Annotated in this window: 14 protein-coding genes; 5 read left to right on the top strand and 9 right to left on the bottom strand. The window is 53.9% G+C overall.

What is annotated here, in order from left to right; translation table 11 throughout:
- Positions 1 to 58: 58 nt before the first annotated feature.
- From ispC to rpsB, 5 genes are all read right to left on the bottom strand, one after another.
- On the bottom strand, positions 59 to 1,252 hold the full coding sequence (gene ispC / locus FDP13_RS02280; RefSeq protein ID WP_012770833.1) for a 1-deoxy-D-xylulose-5-phosphate reductoisomerase: 1,194 nt from the start codon (positions 1,250 to 1,252) through the stop codon (positions 59 to 61).
- Positions 1,253 to 1,455: 203 nt separating this feature from the next.
- Entirely contained in the window at positions 1,456 to 2,013 is a 558-nt protein-coding gene (frr, locus tag FDP13_RS02275) for a ribosome recycling factor (protein WP_012770834.1), read from the bottom strand.
- 142 nt (positions 2,014 to 2,155) lie between these two features.
- Complete coding sequence (gene pyrH / locus FDP13_RS02270; RefSeq protein ID WP_012770835.1) at positions 2,156 to 2,887, bottom strand: UMP kinase; 732 nt, start codon at positions 2,885 to 2,887, stop codon at positions 2,156 to 2,158.
- A gap of 172 nt (positions 2,888 to 3,059) precedes the next feature.
- Entirely contained in the window at positions 3,060 to 3,917 is an 858-nt protein-coding gene (tsf, locus tag FDP13_RS02265; protein ID WP_012770836.1) for a translation elongation factor Ts, read from the bottom strand.
- A gap of 125 nt (positions 3,918 to 4,042) precedes the next feature.
- A complete protein-coding gene (gene rpsB, locus FDP13_RS02260; protein ID WP_012770837.1) occupies positions 4,043 to 4,768 on the bottom strand; it encodes a 30S ribosomal protein S2 in 726 nt (241 codons plus the stop codon).
- 368 nt (positions 4,769 to 5,136) lie between these two features.
- Here rpsB and map point away from each other — a divergent pair, with 368 nt between their 5' ends.
- The 4 genes from map to FDP13_RS02240 all read left to right on the top strand — a co-directional run bounded on the left by map (position 5,137) and on the right by FDP13_RS02240 (position 10,069).
- Positions 5,137 to 5,931 (top strand): type I methionyl aminopeptidase, encoded by a 795-nt coding sequence (map, locus tag FDP13_RS02255; protein ID WP_012770838.1) that lies wholly within the window; start codon positions 5,137 to 5,139, stop codon positions 5,929 to 5,931.
- A 49-nt stretch (positions 5,932 to 5,980) separates the two neighbouring features.
- The gene (gene glnD, locus FDP13_RS02250; RefSeq protein ID WP_012770839.1) at positions 5,981 to 8,662 is read left to right on the top strand and encodes a bifunctional uridylyltransferase/uridylyl-removing protein GlnD; all 2,682 of its coding nucleotides are present in this window, start codon (positions 5,981 to 5,983) and stop codon (positions 8,660 to 8,662) included.
- Positions 8,663 to 8,734: 72 nt separating this feature from the next.
- Complete coding sequence (gene dapD, locus FDP13_RS02245) at positions 8,735 to 9,559, top strand: 2,3,4,5-tetrahydropyridine-2,6-dicarboxylate N-succinyltransferase (protein WP_012770840.1); 825 nt, start codon at positions 8,735 to 8,737, stop codon at positions 9,557 to 9,559.
- Between the two features lie 123 nt (positions 9,560 to 9,682).
- The gene (locus FDP13_RS02240; protein ID WP_012770841.1) at positions 9,683 to 10,069 is read left to right on the top strand and encodes a DUF3461 family protein; all 387 of its coding nucleotides are present in this window, start codon (positions 9,683 to 9,685) and stop codon (positions 10,067 to 10,069) included.
- A gap of 216 nt (positions 10,070 to 10,285) precedes the next feature.
- On the opposite strand, the gene FDP13_RS02235 is transcribed toward FDP13_RS02240, so the two are convergent.
- The 4 genes from FDP13_RS02235 to syd all read right to left on the bottom strand — a co-directional run bounded on the left by FDP13_RS02235 (position 10,286) and on the right by syd (position 13,121).
- Entirely contained in the window at positions 10,286 to 10,738 is a 453-nt protein-coding gene (locus tag FDP13_RS02235; RefSeq protein ID WP_027712894.1) for a flavodoxin, read from the bottom strand.
- 18 nt (positions 10,739 to 10,756) lie between these two features.
- Positions 10,757 to 11,539 carry a tRNA pseudouridine(65) synthase TruC gene (gene truC, locus FDP13_RS02230; protein WP_033576040.1) on the bottom strand — a complete coding sequence of 261 codons (783 nt, stop codon included), beginning with the start codon at positions 11,537 to 11,539 and terminating at the stop codon, positions 10,757 to 10,759.
- Between the two features lie 2 nt (positions 11,540 to 11,541).
- The gene (locus tag FDP13_RS02225) at positions 11,542 to 11,862 is read right to left on the bottom strand and encodes a YqcC family protein (protein ID WP_143838457.1); all 321 of its coding nucleotides are present in this window, start codon (positions 11,860 to 11,862) and stop codon (positions 11,542 to 11,544) included.
- 710 nt (positions 11,863 to 12,572) lie between these two features.
- Complete coding sequence (gene syd, locus FDP13_RS02220) at positions 12,573 to 13,121, bottom strand: SecY-interacting protein (protein WP_143838455.1); 549 nt, start codon at positions 13,119 to 13,121, stop codon at positions 12,573 to 12,575.
- 285 nt (positions 13,122 to 13,406) lie between these two features.
- On the opposite strand from syd, the gene ppnN reads away from it, so the two are divergent.
- Positions 13,407 to 14,771, top strand: coding sequence for a nucleotide 5'-monophosphate nucleosidase PpnN (ppnN, locus tag FDP13_RS02215; RefSeq protein WP_012770846.1), 1,365 nt, complete (start codon positions 13,407 to 13,409; stop codon positions 14,769 to 14,771).
- Positions 14,772 to 14,784: the final 13 nt, after the last annotated feature.

Here is a 14,784-nt window from a genome sequence, read left to right as displayed (position 1 = left end):
TCAAGCGGCGCTGACTATACCATTTCAGGCGCATGTGAACAAACACACCAGCTTAGGGTCACTGATAACGCCGCAACACATTTTCTGCGGCTTGTCTTGCCCAGGTATCGATAGACAATACATCATCAACACTTTGCGGTTCAGGTAGTGTCAGTTGTTCCATCACGCACTGATTGACTGCGGCGATATCGGTAAAACGAATACCGGATTGAAGGAATGCCGCAACCGCAATTTCATTTGCCGCATTGAGCGCCGTAGTGGCGGCTTGCCCTTGATTACATGCATCAATAGCCAGACGCAGACAAGGGTAACGCTGGAAATCCGGTGCAGAAAAGGTCAACGCCCCCAACTGGCAGAAATCAAGCGCAGGCGCACCGGAAAAAACACGGTCAGGATAAGCCATCGCATAGGCTATAGGGGTTCGCATATCTGGCGTTCCCAACTGCGCCAATACACTGCCATCCCGATAACGCACCATAGAATGGATAACGGATTGGGGATGGATAACCACTTCCATCTGTGATTCAGAGGCGTTAAACAGCCAACGCGCCTCAATATATTCCAGTCCCTTATTCATCATGGTGGCGGAATCCACCGAAATCTTTCGCCCCATAGACCAGTTGGGATGGGCGCACGCCTGCTCAGGAGTGACGCTCTCCAATGCGGCAAACGGAATCTCACGGAATGGGCCTCCCGAACCGGTCAGCACCACCCGCTCAACCCCGTATTGCGTTAGGGAAGCATATCCCAGTTGCCGCTGGATTGGCTCAGGTAAACTCTGAAAAATGGCACTGTGTTCGCTATCAACCGGCAACAATTGCGCCCCGTTTTTCGCTACCTCGTCCATGAACAGACGACCACAGGTCACCAGCGATTCTTTATTCGCCAGCAGAACCTGCTTGCCGGCGCGGATCGCCGCTAATGCCGGCAACAGTCCGGCTGCACCGACAATCGCCGCCATCACCTGATCGACCTCATCCAGCGCCGCCAGCTCACAGGCAGCCTGCTCGCCCGATAGCACTACCGTCTTGCTGCCAGCATCCCGTAAGCTGAGGCGCAGTTCACGCGCGGCGTCCTCATCCGCCATAGAGGCATAAGCGGGGCAGAACTCCAGGCATTGCTCCGCCATCAGAGAAACATTGCGTCCGGCGACCAACGCCATAATCGAAAACTTGTCTGGGTTGGCCCTGACCACGGCCAGGGAACTGACGCCAATAGAACCGGTGGAACCGAGGATTGTCAGTTGCTTCATGAATATGACCTGATAAAGCTAGGGGTTGATTACAGGCGTGGTGCCAGTCTGTAACGTCATCGCCGGCCTGTCGATGAGGCTGGTATGAAAATGCGTGGCGTTACGCAAAACATCCCGCATCAAAAGCTGAAAAAGCAAAACGCCGCGGAAGGGGCGGGGCTGACCCTGCACACCTGCCAGCGGCGCTATGCCGAACTGCCGAATCAGAAATCCATCAGTTCTTTTTCTTTCTCCGCCAGAGCGGCATCAATCTTCTTGATAAAACCGTCGGTCAGTTTCTGGATATCATCCTGAGCACGACGTTCTTCATCTTCACTGATGGTTTTATCTTTAAGCTGCGCTTTCAGCTTATCGTTAGCATCGCGACGAACATTACGTACCGACACTCGTCCTTGCTCGGCTTCACCGCGTACAACTTTGATCAGGTCTTTACGGCGTTCTTCCGTCAACGGCGGCAGCGGAACACGGATGACCGTACCCGCAGACATCGGGTTCAGCCCCAGATCGGATGCCATAATGGCTTTTTCCACCGCCGGGCCCAACGTGCGGTCAAATACGGTGACGGCCAGCGTACGTGAGTCTTCCACCACGATATTGGCTAACTGGCGTAATGGGGTTGAGCTACCGTAGTATTCCACATGAATACCGTCCAGAAGGCTGGGGGACGCACGGCCGGTACGCACTTTGCTGATCTGGTTCTTGAAAGCTTCTACGCATTTATCCATGCGCGTTTCGGCATCTTTTCTGATTTCATTAATCACGTTGTGAACCCTTGAAAACTGGTTGCCAGTCAGGCCACGCACAGCTTGCATGACCCAGCGAATCGTTGATTACCAGCTGCAGGCTGGCAATATATGGCGCAATCTTGTATCACCAAAACAAGATATTACCTTAAATTAGACATCAGCCGTTATTACTGATCAACGTCCCTTCTTTTTCGCCCATGACTACACGACGCAGCGCGCCCGGCTTGTTCATATTGAACACACGGATCGGCAGGTTATGGTCGCGAGCAAGCGTAAAGGCGGCCAGATCCATGACTTTGAGTTCGCGCTCCAGGACTTCCTGATAACTCAGTGATTCGTAGAGCGTCGCGTTAGGATCCTTGACCGGGTCGGCCGAGAATACGCCATCAACCTTGGTGGCTTTCAACACGACATCCGCTTCGATTTCAATCCCGCGCAGACAGGCGGCCGAATCGGTGGTAAAGAAAGGGTTGCCGGTTCCGGCAGAGAAAATCACCACACGATTGTTACGCAACAGACTGATGGCTTCAGCCCAGTTGTAGTTATCACACACGCCATTAAGCGGAATCGCCGACATCAGACGGGCGTTAACATAAGCACGATGCAGCGAATCGCGCATTGCCAGGCCGTTCATCACGGTCGCCAGCATACCCATATGATCACCCACCACACGGTTCATACCTGCTTTGGCCAAGCCCGCGCCGCGGAACAGATTACCGCCGCCGATCACCACACCGACCTGAATGCCCAATTCAACCAGCTCTTTTACTTCCTGGGCCATGCGATCGAGGATGCTCGCATCGATACCGAAACCTTCAGCTCCCTGCAGCGCTTCGCCACTCAGCTTAAGCAGGATACGTTGATATACGGGTTTTGCGTTGGTTGCCATGGTGTTCTTGTCCTAACAGGCTGTCATCGTACTGGGGGTTATTACTGCCACACCCGGCGCATCAAAGAGGAAGGCACCAGATGCCATGAAATTTGCTTGTATCACGAATTACAGGTATCGCGAATAGCTTGGCTGGATAAAAAGGAACCGCCAACTGGCGGCTCCTTTTTCATTAAGACTGTTTGCTCATTGCTGCGACTTCGGCAGCAAAGTCAACTTCAGCTTTTTCGATACCCTCACCCACTTCGTAGCGGATGAAGCTGCTGACGGAAGCATTGTGCTCTTTCAGCAGTTGACCAACGGTTTTGTTCGGGTCCATAACGAAGTTCTGGCCGGTCAGAGAGATCTCGCCGGTGAACTTACGCATACGGCCTTCAACCATTTTCTCAGCGATTTCGCGCGGCTTACCAGATTGCATGGCGATATCCAGCTGAATCTGATGCTCACGAGCAACCACGTCGGCCGGAACGTCGTCAGCATTGACGTACTCCGGTTTGCTGGCGGCGATATGCATGGCGATGTGCTTGATCAGCTCTTCGTCAGCGCCGGTTGCAGCAACCATAACGCCGATACGTGCGCCGTGCATGTAGAAACCCAGCGCGTCGCCAGTCTGAACAGCGATACGACGGATGTTGATGTTTTCACCGATTTTCGCAACCAGCGCGGTACGCTGTTCTTCGAATTTCGCTTTCAGAACTTCAACATCGGTGATGCGTTCGTTCAGTGCTGCGGCAGCAACTTCTTCGCCAAACGCTTTGAAGCCGGCATCTTTTGCTACGAAGTCGGTTTCACAGTTCAGTTCAACGATGATGCCGTATTTGCCGTCAGCGGCAATCTTGGTCAGGATCACACCTTCAGCGGCAACGCGGCCTGCTTTTTTAGCAGCTTTAGCCTGGCCAGACTTACGCATGTTGTCGATTGCCAGCTCGATGTCGCCGTTAGCTTCAACCAGAGCTTTTTTACATTCCATCATGCCTGCGCCGGTACGTTCGCGCAGTTCTTTTACCAGGGCAGCGGTAATTTCAGCCATTATCTTTTCCTCGGTTATCTCGTGGCGGAGATAAGTAAGAGATAAGTAAAAAGGGGGCCTGACAAGGCCCCCTAACCAACATATGTCAATACCTGGTTAATAAGGGCTCAACAGAGCTGGCCTTATTATTCAGCTTCGACGAAGCTCTCTTCTGCCTGCTCGGCCAGATCCTGAGAACGGCCTTCACGGACAGCAGCGGCAACAGCGCTCAGGTACAGGCTTACTGCACGGATGGCGTCGTCGTTACCAGGGATGATGTAATCAACGCCATCCGGATCGGAGTTGGTATCAACAATCGCAAATACCGGAATACCCAGGTTGTTTGCTTCTTTGATAGCAATGTGTTCGTGATCGGCGTCGATAACGAACAGCGCGTCAGGCAGACCACCCATGTCTTTGATACCGCCCAGGCTGTTTTCCAGCTTGTCCAGTTCACGGGTACGCAGCAGGGCTTCTTTTTTGGTCAGCTTGTCGAACGTGCCGTCCTGAGCCTGAGTTTCCAGATCTTTCAAACGCTTGATGGACTGACGAACGGTTTTCCAGTTAGTCAGCATACCGCCCAACCAGCGATGGTTCACAAAGAACTGGTCGCAGTTGTTGGCAGCTTCTTTTACCGCTTCGCTTGCTGCGCGTTTAGTACCGACAAACAGAATCTTGCCTTTACGGGAAGAAATTTTGCTCAGCTCAGCCAGGGCTTCGTTGAACATCGGTACGGTTTTCTCAAGGTTGATGATGTGAACTTTGTTACGAGCACCGAAGATGAACGGTTTCATTTTCGGGTTCCAGTAACGAGTCTGGTGACCAAAGTGTACGCCCGCCTTGAGCATGTCGCGCATGGAAACAGTTGCCATGATTACCTCTGTAGATTAAGTATGGGGTTATGCCTCCACGTGTCCCATTGCGCCGACCCGAATGGAGCAAACCACTCAGGCACCCCGGCGAATGTGCCGACACGTGTGTGTTATACACATAGTGAGTTCAGTTTGAACCGGCAGGACTCAGTCATCTGAAAACTCCAGCCGGAACACCGGCGCGCTTTATACCATAAACCGCCCCCGGACACCAACTTTTGTTGCATTCTAGCACCGCGCGCCACATCCCCCGATGACACGCCCATGACGGAATGATGATTTGGCAGTGTCTGGCTGGGCTGATACCATAAATCACTATTTACTGACCCTCTTTCGTCGAAAACGGCGATACCTGCGGACTGAACTCAATGGCAATCTCAATAAAAACCTCTGAAGATATCGAAAAAATGCGTGTGGCCGGCCGTCTGGCGGCGGAAGTGCTGGAAATCATCGAGCCGTACGTGGTGCCCGGCGTGAGTACCGGCGAGTTGGATCGCCTCTGTCATGACCACATCACCAATAAGCAAAACGCGATTTCCGCCAGCCTCGGCTACCACGGCTTCCCGAAATCCGTCTGCATCTCCGTTAACGAAGTGATATGTCATGGCATTCCGAGCGATGACAAAATTCTCAAAGACGGCGATATCGTCAACATCGACGTTACGGTAATTAAAGACGACTTTCACGGCGACACCTCCAAAATGTTCATCGTCGGCAAACCGACGATTCTGGGAGAACGCCTGTGCAAAGTGACCCAGGAAAGCCTGTATCTGGCGCTGCGGATGATCAAACCGGGCATCCGGTTACGCACACTGGGCCGCGAAATCCAGAAATACGTGGAAGCGCAGGACTTCTCCGTCGTGCGCGAGTACTGTGGCCACGGCATCGGCCGCGGTTTTCATGAGGAGCCGCAAGTACTGCATTACGACGCCGACGACGGCGGCGTGGTGTTGCAACCGGGCATGGCGTTTACCGTGGAACCGATGGTTAACGCCGGCGATTACCGCATCCGCACCATGAAAGACGGCTGGACGGTAAAAACCAAGGATCGCAGCTTGTCGGCGCAATACGAGCATACTATTGTGGTGACTGAAAACGGCTGCGAAATAATGACGTTGCGTAAGGATGACACCATCCCCAACATCATCACGCATCAGGAATAATTGAGCATAAGCCGGCTAACGCCGGCTTTTTTATGTTTATGGTGGCGCAATGATTGACAGAAACTTCCCGCACGATATCACCGGTTCCACCACCACGGTCCACCCGGCACCGACTTCCCCTCTCACCTTCACGGACGACATGCTGAAATGCCAGACGCTGAAAACCCACCTGGAACAATTCCAGCGTTGGCTGGCGGAGGAATTCAAGGCCGGCGTCAGCGCAGAAACGCTCATCGAGGCCCGGACGCTGTATATCGATCATCTAATGCAGCGGTTATGGCGATTCTACGGCTTCGAAAGTATGCCGCAAACCGCGCTGGTCGCCGTGGGCGGTTATGGGCGCGGGGAATTACATCCGCTGTCGGACATCGACTTGCTGGTGCTAAGCCAACATCAGTTGACGGATGCGCAGTCACAAACGATCGGTACGTTTATCACCCTGCTCTGGGATTTACGGCTGGAAGTCGGTCACAGCGTGCGTACGCTGGATGAATGTCTGGAGGAAGGGCAGGCCGACATTTCCGTCGCGACCAACCTGATTGAGTCCCGTATGATTTGCGGGGACGTAGCGTTATTCCTCTTGTTGCAAAAACATATTTTCAGCGATGCGTTCTGGCCGTCGGAAACGTTCTTCCCCGCCAAAATCGCCGAACAGCGGGAACGCCACCAACGTTACCACAGCACCAGTTACAACCTTGAACCGGACATCAAGAGCAGCCCCGGCGGGTTACGGGATATTCATACGTTGCTGTGGGTTGCCCGGCGCCACTTTGGCGCAACGTCGCTGAACGAAATGGTCGGATTCGGTTTTCTAACGCAAGCCGAGCGCAATGAACTGAACGAGTGTCAGAGCTTTCTATGGCGCATTCGCTTCGCCCTGCACTTAATTTTGCCGCGTTACGACAACCGTTTGCTGTTCGACAGGCAACTCAATGTGGCGCAACTGCTGCAATATCAGGGCGAAGGCAACGCGCCGGTAGAACGAATGATGAAAGATTTCTACCGCATGACGCGTCGCGTAGGCGAACTCAATCAAATGTTGCTGCAACTGTTTGACGAAGCGATTCTGGCGCTGGATAGCAGCGATAAACCGCGTCCGCTGGATGAGGATTTCCAGCTACGCGGCCAGCTTATCGACCTGCGCGACGAAACCCTGTTCGAACACAAACCCGAAGCCATCATCCGCATGTTCTACCTGATGGTGCGCAATCAGGAAATTACCGGTATTTACTCGACGACGCTGCGCCACCTGCGCCACGCACGTCGCCATCTGCGCCAGCCGTTATGTACCATACCGGAAGCCCGCAGCCTGTTTATGAACATTCTGCGCCATCCGCGCGCCGTCAGCCGTGCTCTGCTGCCGATGCACACTCACAGCGTGCTCTGGGCTTATATGCCGCTGTGGGGCAACATCGTCGGGCAAATGCAGTTTGACTTGTTCCACGCCTACACCGTCGACGAACATACCATCCGGGTGCTGCTGAAACTGGAGAGTTTCACCGAAGAAGCCACGCGCGCTTCGCACCCGCTGTGTGTGGAGCTGTATCCACGCTTGCCGCAGCCGGAATTGCTGCTGCTGGCGGCACTGTTCCACGACATAGCCAAAGGCCGCGGCGGCGATCACTCGGAGCTGGGAGCAAAAGACGCGCTGGAGTTCGCGGCCCAACATGGTTTGAACTCGCGGGAAGCACAACTGGTGGCCTGGCTGGTACGCTGCCACCTGCTGATGTCGGTCACCGCGCAGCGCCGTGATATTCAGGACCCGGCGGTCATTCAGCAATTTGCCGAACAAGTGCAAAGCGAAACCCGGCTGCGCTACCTGCTGAACCTGACCGTGGCGGACATTTGCGCCACCAATGAAACGCTGTGGAACAGTTGGAAACAAAGCCTATTGCGCGAGCTGTATTTCGCCACCGAAAAACAGTTGCGTCGCGGTATGCAGAACTCGCCGGACCTGCGTGAACGGGTGCGCCATCATCGCCTGCAGGCACTGGCGTTGCTGCGCATGGACAACATCGATGAGGAAGCGCTTTACCACATTTGGAGCCGCTGTCGCGCCGATTATTTCCTGCGCCACTCCCCTAATCAGTTGGCCTGGCACGCCCGCCATTTACTGGAGCATGACGCCAGCAAGCCGATGGTATTGATTAGCCATCAGGCCAGCCGAGGCGGCACCGAAATTTTCATCTGGAGCCCGGATCGTCCTTATCTGTTCGCCGCCGTCGCCGGCGAGCTGGACAGGCGGAATCTGAGCGTACATGACGCCCAGATCTTCACCAGCCGCGACGGTATGGCGATGGATACCTTTATCGTGCTGGAACCCGACGGCAGCCCGCTGGCGCCGGACCGACACGACATGATCCGTCATGCGATCGAACAGGCATTGACGCAGCGGGATTATCAGCACCCAAGAGTGAGGCGACCGTCTTCTCGCCTGCGCCACTTTAGCGTACCGACCGAGGTGGGTTTTCTGCCGACCCATAACGATCGGCGCAGTTATATGGAGTTGGTTGCCCTCGACCAGCCGGGCCTGCTGGCGCGAGTAGGTGAAGTCTTTGCCGATCTCAACTTATCGCTGCACGGCGCCCGGATTTCCACCATCGGTGAACGCGTCGAAGACCTGTTTATACTGGCAGATAGCGAAAGACGGGCATTAAGCCCCGAATTACGGCTCCAGTTGCAACAACGGTTGACAGAAGCCCTCGACCCAAACGATAAAGTAGCTTCTTAAATGTTAAGCCGCGTCCCGTCGTCCGGTATGGCGAACGCGGTCTGGTTTTATTAATCACGAAAGAGAAACAGGATGCAGCAACTACAGAACATCATCGAAACCGCATTTGAGCGTCGCGCAGAGATAACCCCAGCCAATGTGGATACGGTGACGCGCGAAGCGGTAAATCAGGTTATCAGCCAGTTAGACAGCGGTGTGCTGCGAGTGGCTGAAAAAATCAACGGCCAGTGGGTAACGCATCAGTGGCTGAAGAAAGCGGTGCTGCTCTCTTTCCGCATCAATGACAACCAGCTGATGGAAGGAGCCGAAACCCGCTACTACGACAAAGTGCCGATGAAATTCGCCGGCTACGATGAAGCGCGCTTCCAGCGTGAAGGTTTCCGCGTCGTACCGCCCGCCAGCGTACGCCAGGGCGCATTCATCGCCCGGAATACCGTGCTGATGCCGTCTTACGTCAATATCGGCGCCTACGTTGACGAAGGCACCATGGTCGACACCTGGGCCACCGTCGGTTCGTGTGCCCAGATTGGTAAAAATGTGCATCTGTCCGGCGGTGTTGGCATCGGCGGCGTGCTGGAACCACTGCAGGCCAACCCGACCATCATCGAAGACAACTGCTTTATCGGCGCCCGTTCCGAAGTGGTGGAAGGCGTGATCGTAGAAGAAGGGTCTGTTATCTCGATGGGCGTCTTCATCAGCCAGAGCACCAGAATTTACGATCGTGAAACCGGTGAAATACATTACGGCCGCGTACCGGCCGGTTCAGTCGTCGTGTCCGGTAACCTGCCTGCCAAAGACGGCAGCCACAGCCTTTATTGTGCCGTGATAGTGAAAAAAGTGGATGCAAAAACCCGCGGAAAAGTGGGCATTAATGAGTTATTGCGCACTATCGACTAATACCACTATCGACTACACTGAATGGCGGGTTATTACCCGCCATTTTTTTACGGCATCCAGCCGTCACGACCAACAACACTGGCCCAGTTTTTCAGGCCGACGTAAAACAAGAAAGGTGGTGTTATGTACGACAATCTGAAAAGTCTTGGGATTTCCAACCCGGAAGATATCGACCGTTACAGCCTTCGTCAGGAAGCCAACAACGATATTCTGAAGATTTATTTTCGCAAGGATAAAGGGGAATTCTTCGCTAAAAGCGTCAAGTTTAAATATCCACGCCAGCGAAAAACCATCGCGGCAGACAATGCCGGGCAAGGTTACAAGGAAATTAACGAGATCAGCCCCAACCTGCGTTATGTGGTGGATGAGCTCGACCAGATTTGCCAGCGCGACCAGGTTGAAGTCGATCTGAAACGCAAAATTTTGTCAGACTTGCGTCACCTGGAAAGCGTGGTTACCAACAAGATCAGCGAAATCGAAGCCGATCTGGAAAAACTGACCCAACGTTAAACCGCCGGTCATCGCCCGTTGCCTCCGGCAATCAGGGTGAGTAACACGCAAGGCGTTATGGCAAACGAGGCGTATGCAGTAAACGAGGTTATAGCCGTAAAGCTATAGCAGCACACGCCGTTGCACTAACCCGCAATGATGGTGATGAACGCAATCACAAAAAACGGGGCCTAATGGCCCCGCCGTCACGAGCTGAACGCCGGCGTGCGGAACCCATTACGCCGTCAACATCGCCGCCCAGGATTCCACCCACGGGCTGGAAATCACCTCCGGCTCCGGATGCTCCGCTGCATCAATCTCCAACAGCTCGCCCACGCGTTTCGCGCTCATCTCCTGCAACAAGGCATCAAACTGATGACCACCGCCACAGAAGTTATCGTAGCTGCTATCGCCCAACGCAATCAGCCCGTAATGCAGATCCGGCTGATAGCCGACTTTCTCGCGCAGCGCTTCGTACAACGGCACGATAGACTCCGGCAACTGCCCTTGCCCGGTGGTGGAAGTCACCACCAACACCGTCTGCTGACTGTAAGCCAGCCAGTCATCCACCGAAGCATCCTCGAAAACCTTTACCTCATGCCCGTGCGCCTTGAGAATGCTTTCTGCCTCTTCCGCCACCAGCAATGCATTACCGTACACCGTGCCAACAAAAATACCGACTTGCGCCATGACGCTGATTCTCCTGTTTTACGCTGACGTCAGGTTATCCTGACCGGACACCTGAGGAAACTCAACCCTTTCAATATCCGCAAGGCTTCCTTGCCAACCAAACTGCGTCATGACGCCTTGCCAGGATTCATCCCAACGCGCCTGAATAACCAGCGGTTCGTCGGTCACCGGGTGGGTTAACGACAAACGGCTGGCGTGCAGCATCAATCGGGCGCAGCCGAAATACGCCGCCATACCGCGGTTCTGACGCAAATCGCCGTGGGTGGTGTCCCCAATGATGGGATGACGCAAATGCGCCATATGCCGCCGTAACTGATGCTTACGCCCGGTTTTAGGGCTCAATTCCAGCAGGCTGTAGCGTGCCGTATCATACCGCCCGATCGCCACCGGCATTTCCGCACGAGCCAGTACCCGATAGTGGCTGACGGCAGGCTGCGGCGCTTTATCCGGGTCAGCGAATTTATCCGCAATGCGGTCCAATTCCTCCGTCAGCGCATAATCAATCACACCATCTTCCATGACGTAACCGCGAACCACGGCATGGTAGATTTTCTCCATCCGGTGCTGTTCAAACTGCTGCGCCAGCAAACGAGCCACATCAGCGGACAACGCCATCAATAACACGCCGGAGGTCGGGCGATCGAGACGATGAACCGTAAACACATGCTGGCCAATCTGGTCGCGTACGGTTTGCATCACCACGACTTTTTCCTTGCGATCCAACCAACTGCGATGCACCAACCAACCCGCAGGTTTATTTACTGCGATCAGATGCTCGTCCTGATAAATAATCTCCAGCATCCTTATTCCTCGAACAGGGCGTCAAGCATACGTAACTGCGTGAGCAATTCGCCCACGTCATCGGCTCGGCCATCGAACGACACTTCAAAATAAGGCAGAACGGCAAGCCGAACAGGCAGCGGGGCGCCGTCATCCAGCAATGTATGCATACGCGGCAAAAAAACCCACTGTAACCACTGCTCCGCCGCCATCGTATCGATGCAGAACGGCTCCCGGCTGGCGAATGCCGTCTCGTCCGGGGCCGAAGACTGCCATAGCGAGCTCGCTTTAAGCGCACGCTCAACGGCAAATAGCGATTGTCTAATCTGACTCTCTACACTCATGGGGTCCGGTTCTCATCAGGCTCAATGGCAGGGGCGGCAAAGCATAGCATCGTTGCCTTATTCTGACACCCGAATCCCCTTTCATCATCGGCATACCACCCGGCGCCGCAACGTGCAGGCAATAAACAAAACGAAAAGAGGGAACCGATTTCTCGGTTCCCTCTTAGTTCGTTTGCAGCAGTCCCGCTACCTTGTTGCTTCCCTGCTCGTCCTTGAAAACTTGTCCTTTATGGTCTTCCTAACCCACAATCCTTGCTGGCGATCCCTCTTTCATCCGTGACGGTCGATCCTTCATAATCATCCGTGATCCCATTCCTTTAGGCTCCTGCCCCACCGGCATTCCCAGGCCGGCTCTCATTCTCCTTCCTGGAGGTGTCCCTTATTTCATCCTGAAAAAAGAGTCTGGCTGTAACAAAGTATGCTTCCTGCCCTCCTGGCATGGTCGACATAACCTGTTACCGTGTTACTAAACTGAATAATAAGATGTATTAATTAAACCGAATCAGCAAGCCACCCAAACGGCACAATAGCCATGCAAAAAATGCGGTTTATTGACGAGAGCCATTAATTCATTAATTAATAATACAAAAATTAAATGGAAATCTTAGTTTAATATTAAAGATAAGAGATAACTTACACACAATGTAAGAGATCTCTCACACGCCGAAAAGCGAAACGCGATTCAGCATTATGGAATCAATAGCAACAATTTATACAAGAGATGGCAACAACTTATACAAAAAACCACTCAGATCCGATGACAACACCCGGCGCTGACGCGTACCAAACTCTTCCAACACAACTTCGCCGCTCAGGTTGCACAAAGAGATTAGCGACATTTCAGAGTCGGTTGTCGCAAGAAATAATGTCGGTGACAATTTTAATCGTTTCTGTGTCAAAAGATGACCAATCAGATTTTCCTGCAGGCGAATAAAATCGTCTTCACTCCAGACCTGAAGCAGCGTACATTCCAAATCCTCAAAACGCGCCGTCATGTCACCAGCAAACTGGCTGGTGAAAAACGAATGAATATCCGGGTGCAACTGAATCCCCAGCGCGCGCTCCACACCATCCAGCCGCACAGCTGCCGTTGATGTCTGCGGCAGCCAATGCACCTGGCTCTCCTGCGTTGCGACAATGCAGGGCGACGCGACGCCGTACAGCGCTTCACTGGCCGGCGGATGCCCCGCCTCTCGTTGCCATAACTCGACGTAACGCCGGGTAAACGCACTCAATGCCTGTGATACCTGCTGATCCATCTCGCCTCTCAATCTAGCTGTCGGTTGTCGCTGAACACGTATTTTATCCTGACTACCGTGCCGGTAGTCGACAGAATACGTATCAAAGTGCGTAGCGCCGCGCAACTTTATCGTCAGAGCACGCGCATACCTTGGCAAAAGGCCATTCGACACGTTAAGGTGAGACAGCAGAGAAACGTATCAAACAAACGCATTTAACCCGCGTGTCGTTCAAACGTATTGTGCAAACTTATTGTACAAACATACTGAACAACTGTAGCCGCACACTGCGTTTCAGGGAGTAGTATGATCACACATATCAGCCCGTTAGGCTCAATGGATTTACTATCGCAGTTGGAAGTAGACATGCTGAAAAGCACTGCCAGCAGCGATCTTTACCGATTATTCCGTAATTGTTCCCTCGCCGTGCTGAACTCCGGCAGTCAGACGGACAACAGCAAGGAGCTGCTCTCCCGCTACGAGGATTTCGATATCAATGTGTTGCGCCGGGAGCGCGGCGTCAAACTAGAACTGGTCAACCCGCCGGAAGAGGCGTTTGTCGACGGGCAGATAATCCGTTCGCTGCAAGCCAACCTGTTCGCCGTGTTGCGCGATATCCTGTTTGTAAACGGCCAGATAGCCAATGCCGGCCGCTACCAGAATCTGAACCTTGAAGACTCGGCCCACATCACTAATCTGGTGTTTTCCATTCTGCGCAACGCCCGGGCGCTGCATGTCGGCGAAGACCCGAATCTGGTGGTGTGCTGGGGCGGTCACTCCATCAATGAAAACGAATACCTGTATGCCCGTAAAGTCGGCAGCCAGCTTGGCCTGCGCGAACTGAACATTTGTACCGGTTGCGGCCCGGGCGCGATGGAAGCGCCGATGAAGGGAGCCGCAGTGGGCCACGCCCAACAACGTTACCGGGACGGGCGTTTCATCGGCATGACCGAGCCTTCCATCATCGCGGCGGAACCGCCCAACCCGTTGGTGAATGAGCTGATTATCATGCCGGATATTGAAAAACGACTGGAAGCGTTTGTACGCATCGGTCACGGCATCATCATTTTCCCAGGCGGGGTCGGCACCGCGGAAGAATTCCTGTACTTATTGGGAATTATGATGGACCCGAGCAACAGCGAACAGGTGTTGCCGATTATTCTGACCGGCCCACGGGAAAGCGCCGACTACTTCCGGGTATTAGATGAATTTATCGTCAGTACGCTTGGTCGTCAGGCGCGTCGTTACTATTCCATCATCATCAACGATGCGGCCGAAGTCGCCCGCCAGATGAAAAAAACCATGCCGCAGGTAAAAGAGCACCGTCGCCATACCGGTGATGCCTACAGCTTTAATTGGTCGTTGCGCATCGCCCCGGACCTGCAACTGCCGTTTGAGCCGACGCATGAGAATATGGCGAACCTCAACCTGCATCCGGACCAGCCCGCCGAACAGTTGGCTGCAACGCTGCGCCGGGCATTTTCCGGTATCGTGGCCGGTAACGTCAAAGATGCGGGGATTCGGCTCATCGAAGAGTTTGGCCCGTACAAATTGCGTGGTAATGCCGATATCATGAAGAACATGGACCGGCTGTTGCAGGACTTTGTGTCCCAGCAGCGTATGAAGCTGCCCGGCAGCGCCTACGTGCCGTGCTACGAAATCTGTTCCTGACCATCAGTTCGCC

The sequence above is a fragment of the Dickeya sp. ws52 genome (assembly GCF_007210685.1).
Taxonomy (GTDB): Bacteria; Pseudomonadota; Gammaproteobacteria; order Enterobacterales; family Enterobacteriaceae; genus Dickeya; species Dickeya chrysanthemi.
Note: the sequence above shows the minus strand (reverse complement) of the source record. Positions and strands in the feature narration are given on the sequence as shown.

Excerpts from the sequence above, each read along its gene's own strand:
- ispC (WP_012770833.1), bottom strand. The coding sequence starts at position 1,252 with ATGAAGCAACTGACAATCCTCGGTTCCACCGGTTCTATTGGCGTCAGT.
- pyrH (WP_012770835.1), bottom strand. The coding sequence starts at position 2,887 with ATGGCAACCAACGCAAAACCCGTATATCAACGTATCCTGCTTAAGCTG.
- tsf (WP_012770836.1), bottom strand. The coding sequence starts at position 3,917 with ATGGCTGAAATTACCGCTGCCCTGGTAAAAGAACTGCGCGAACGTACC.
- rpsB (WP_012770837.1), bottom strand. The coding sequence starts at position 4,768 with ATGGCAACTGTTTCCATGCGCGACATGCTCAAGGCGGGCGTACACTTT.
- map (WP_012770838.1), top strand. The coding sequence starts at position 5,137 with ATGGCAATCTCAATAAAAACCTCTGAAGATATCGAAAAAATGCGTGTG.
- glnD (WP_012770839.1), top strand. The coding sequence starts at position 5,981 with ATGATTGACAGAAACTTCCCGCACGATATCACCGGTTCCACCACCACG.
- dapD (WP_012770840.1), top strand. The coding sequence starts at position 8,735 with ATGCAGCAACTACAGAACATCATCGAAACCGCATTTGAGCGTCGCGCA.
- FDP13_RS02240 (WP_012770841.1), top strand. The coding sequence starts at position 9,683 with ATGTACGACAATCTGAAAAGTCTTGGGATTTCCAACCCGGAAGATATC.
- FDP13_RS02235 (WP_027712894.1), bottom strand. The coding sequence starts at position 10,738 with ATGGCGCAAGTCGGTATTTTTGTTGGCACGGTGTACGGTAATGCATTG.
- truC (WP_033576040.1), bottom strand. The coding sequence starts at position 11,539 with ATGCTGGAGATTATTTATCAGGACGAGCATCTGATCGCAGTAAATAAA.
- FDP13_RS02225 (WP_143838457.1), bottom strand. The coding sequence starts at position 11,862 with ATGAGTGTAGAGAGTCAGATTAGACAATCGCTATTTGCCGTTGAGCGT.
- syd (WP_143838455.1), bottom strand. The coding sequence starts at position 13,121 with ATGGATCAGCAGGTATCACAGGCATTGAGTGCGTTTACCCGGCGTTAC.
- ppnN (WP_012770846.1), top strand. The coding sequence starts at position 13,407 with ATGATCACACATATCAGCCCGTTAGGCTCAATGGATTTACTATCGCAG.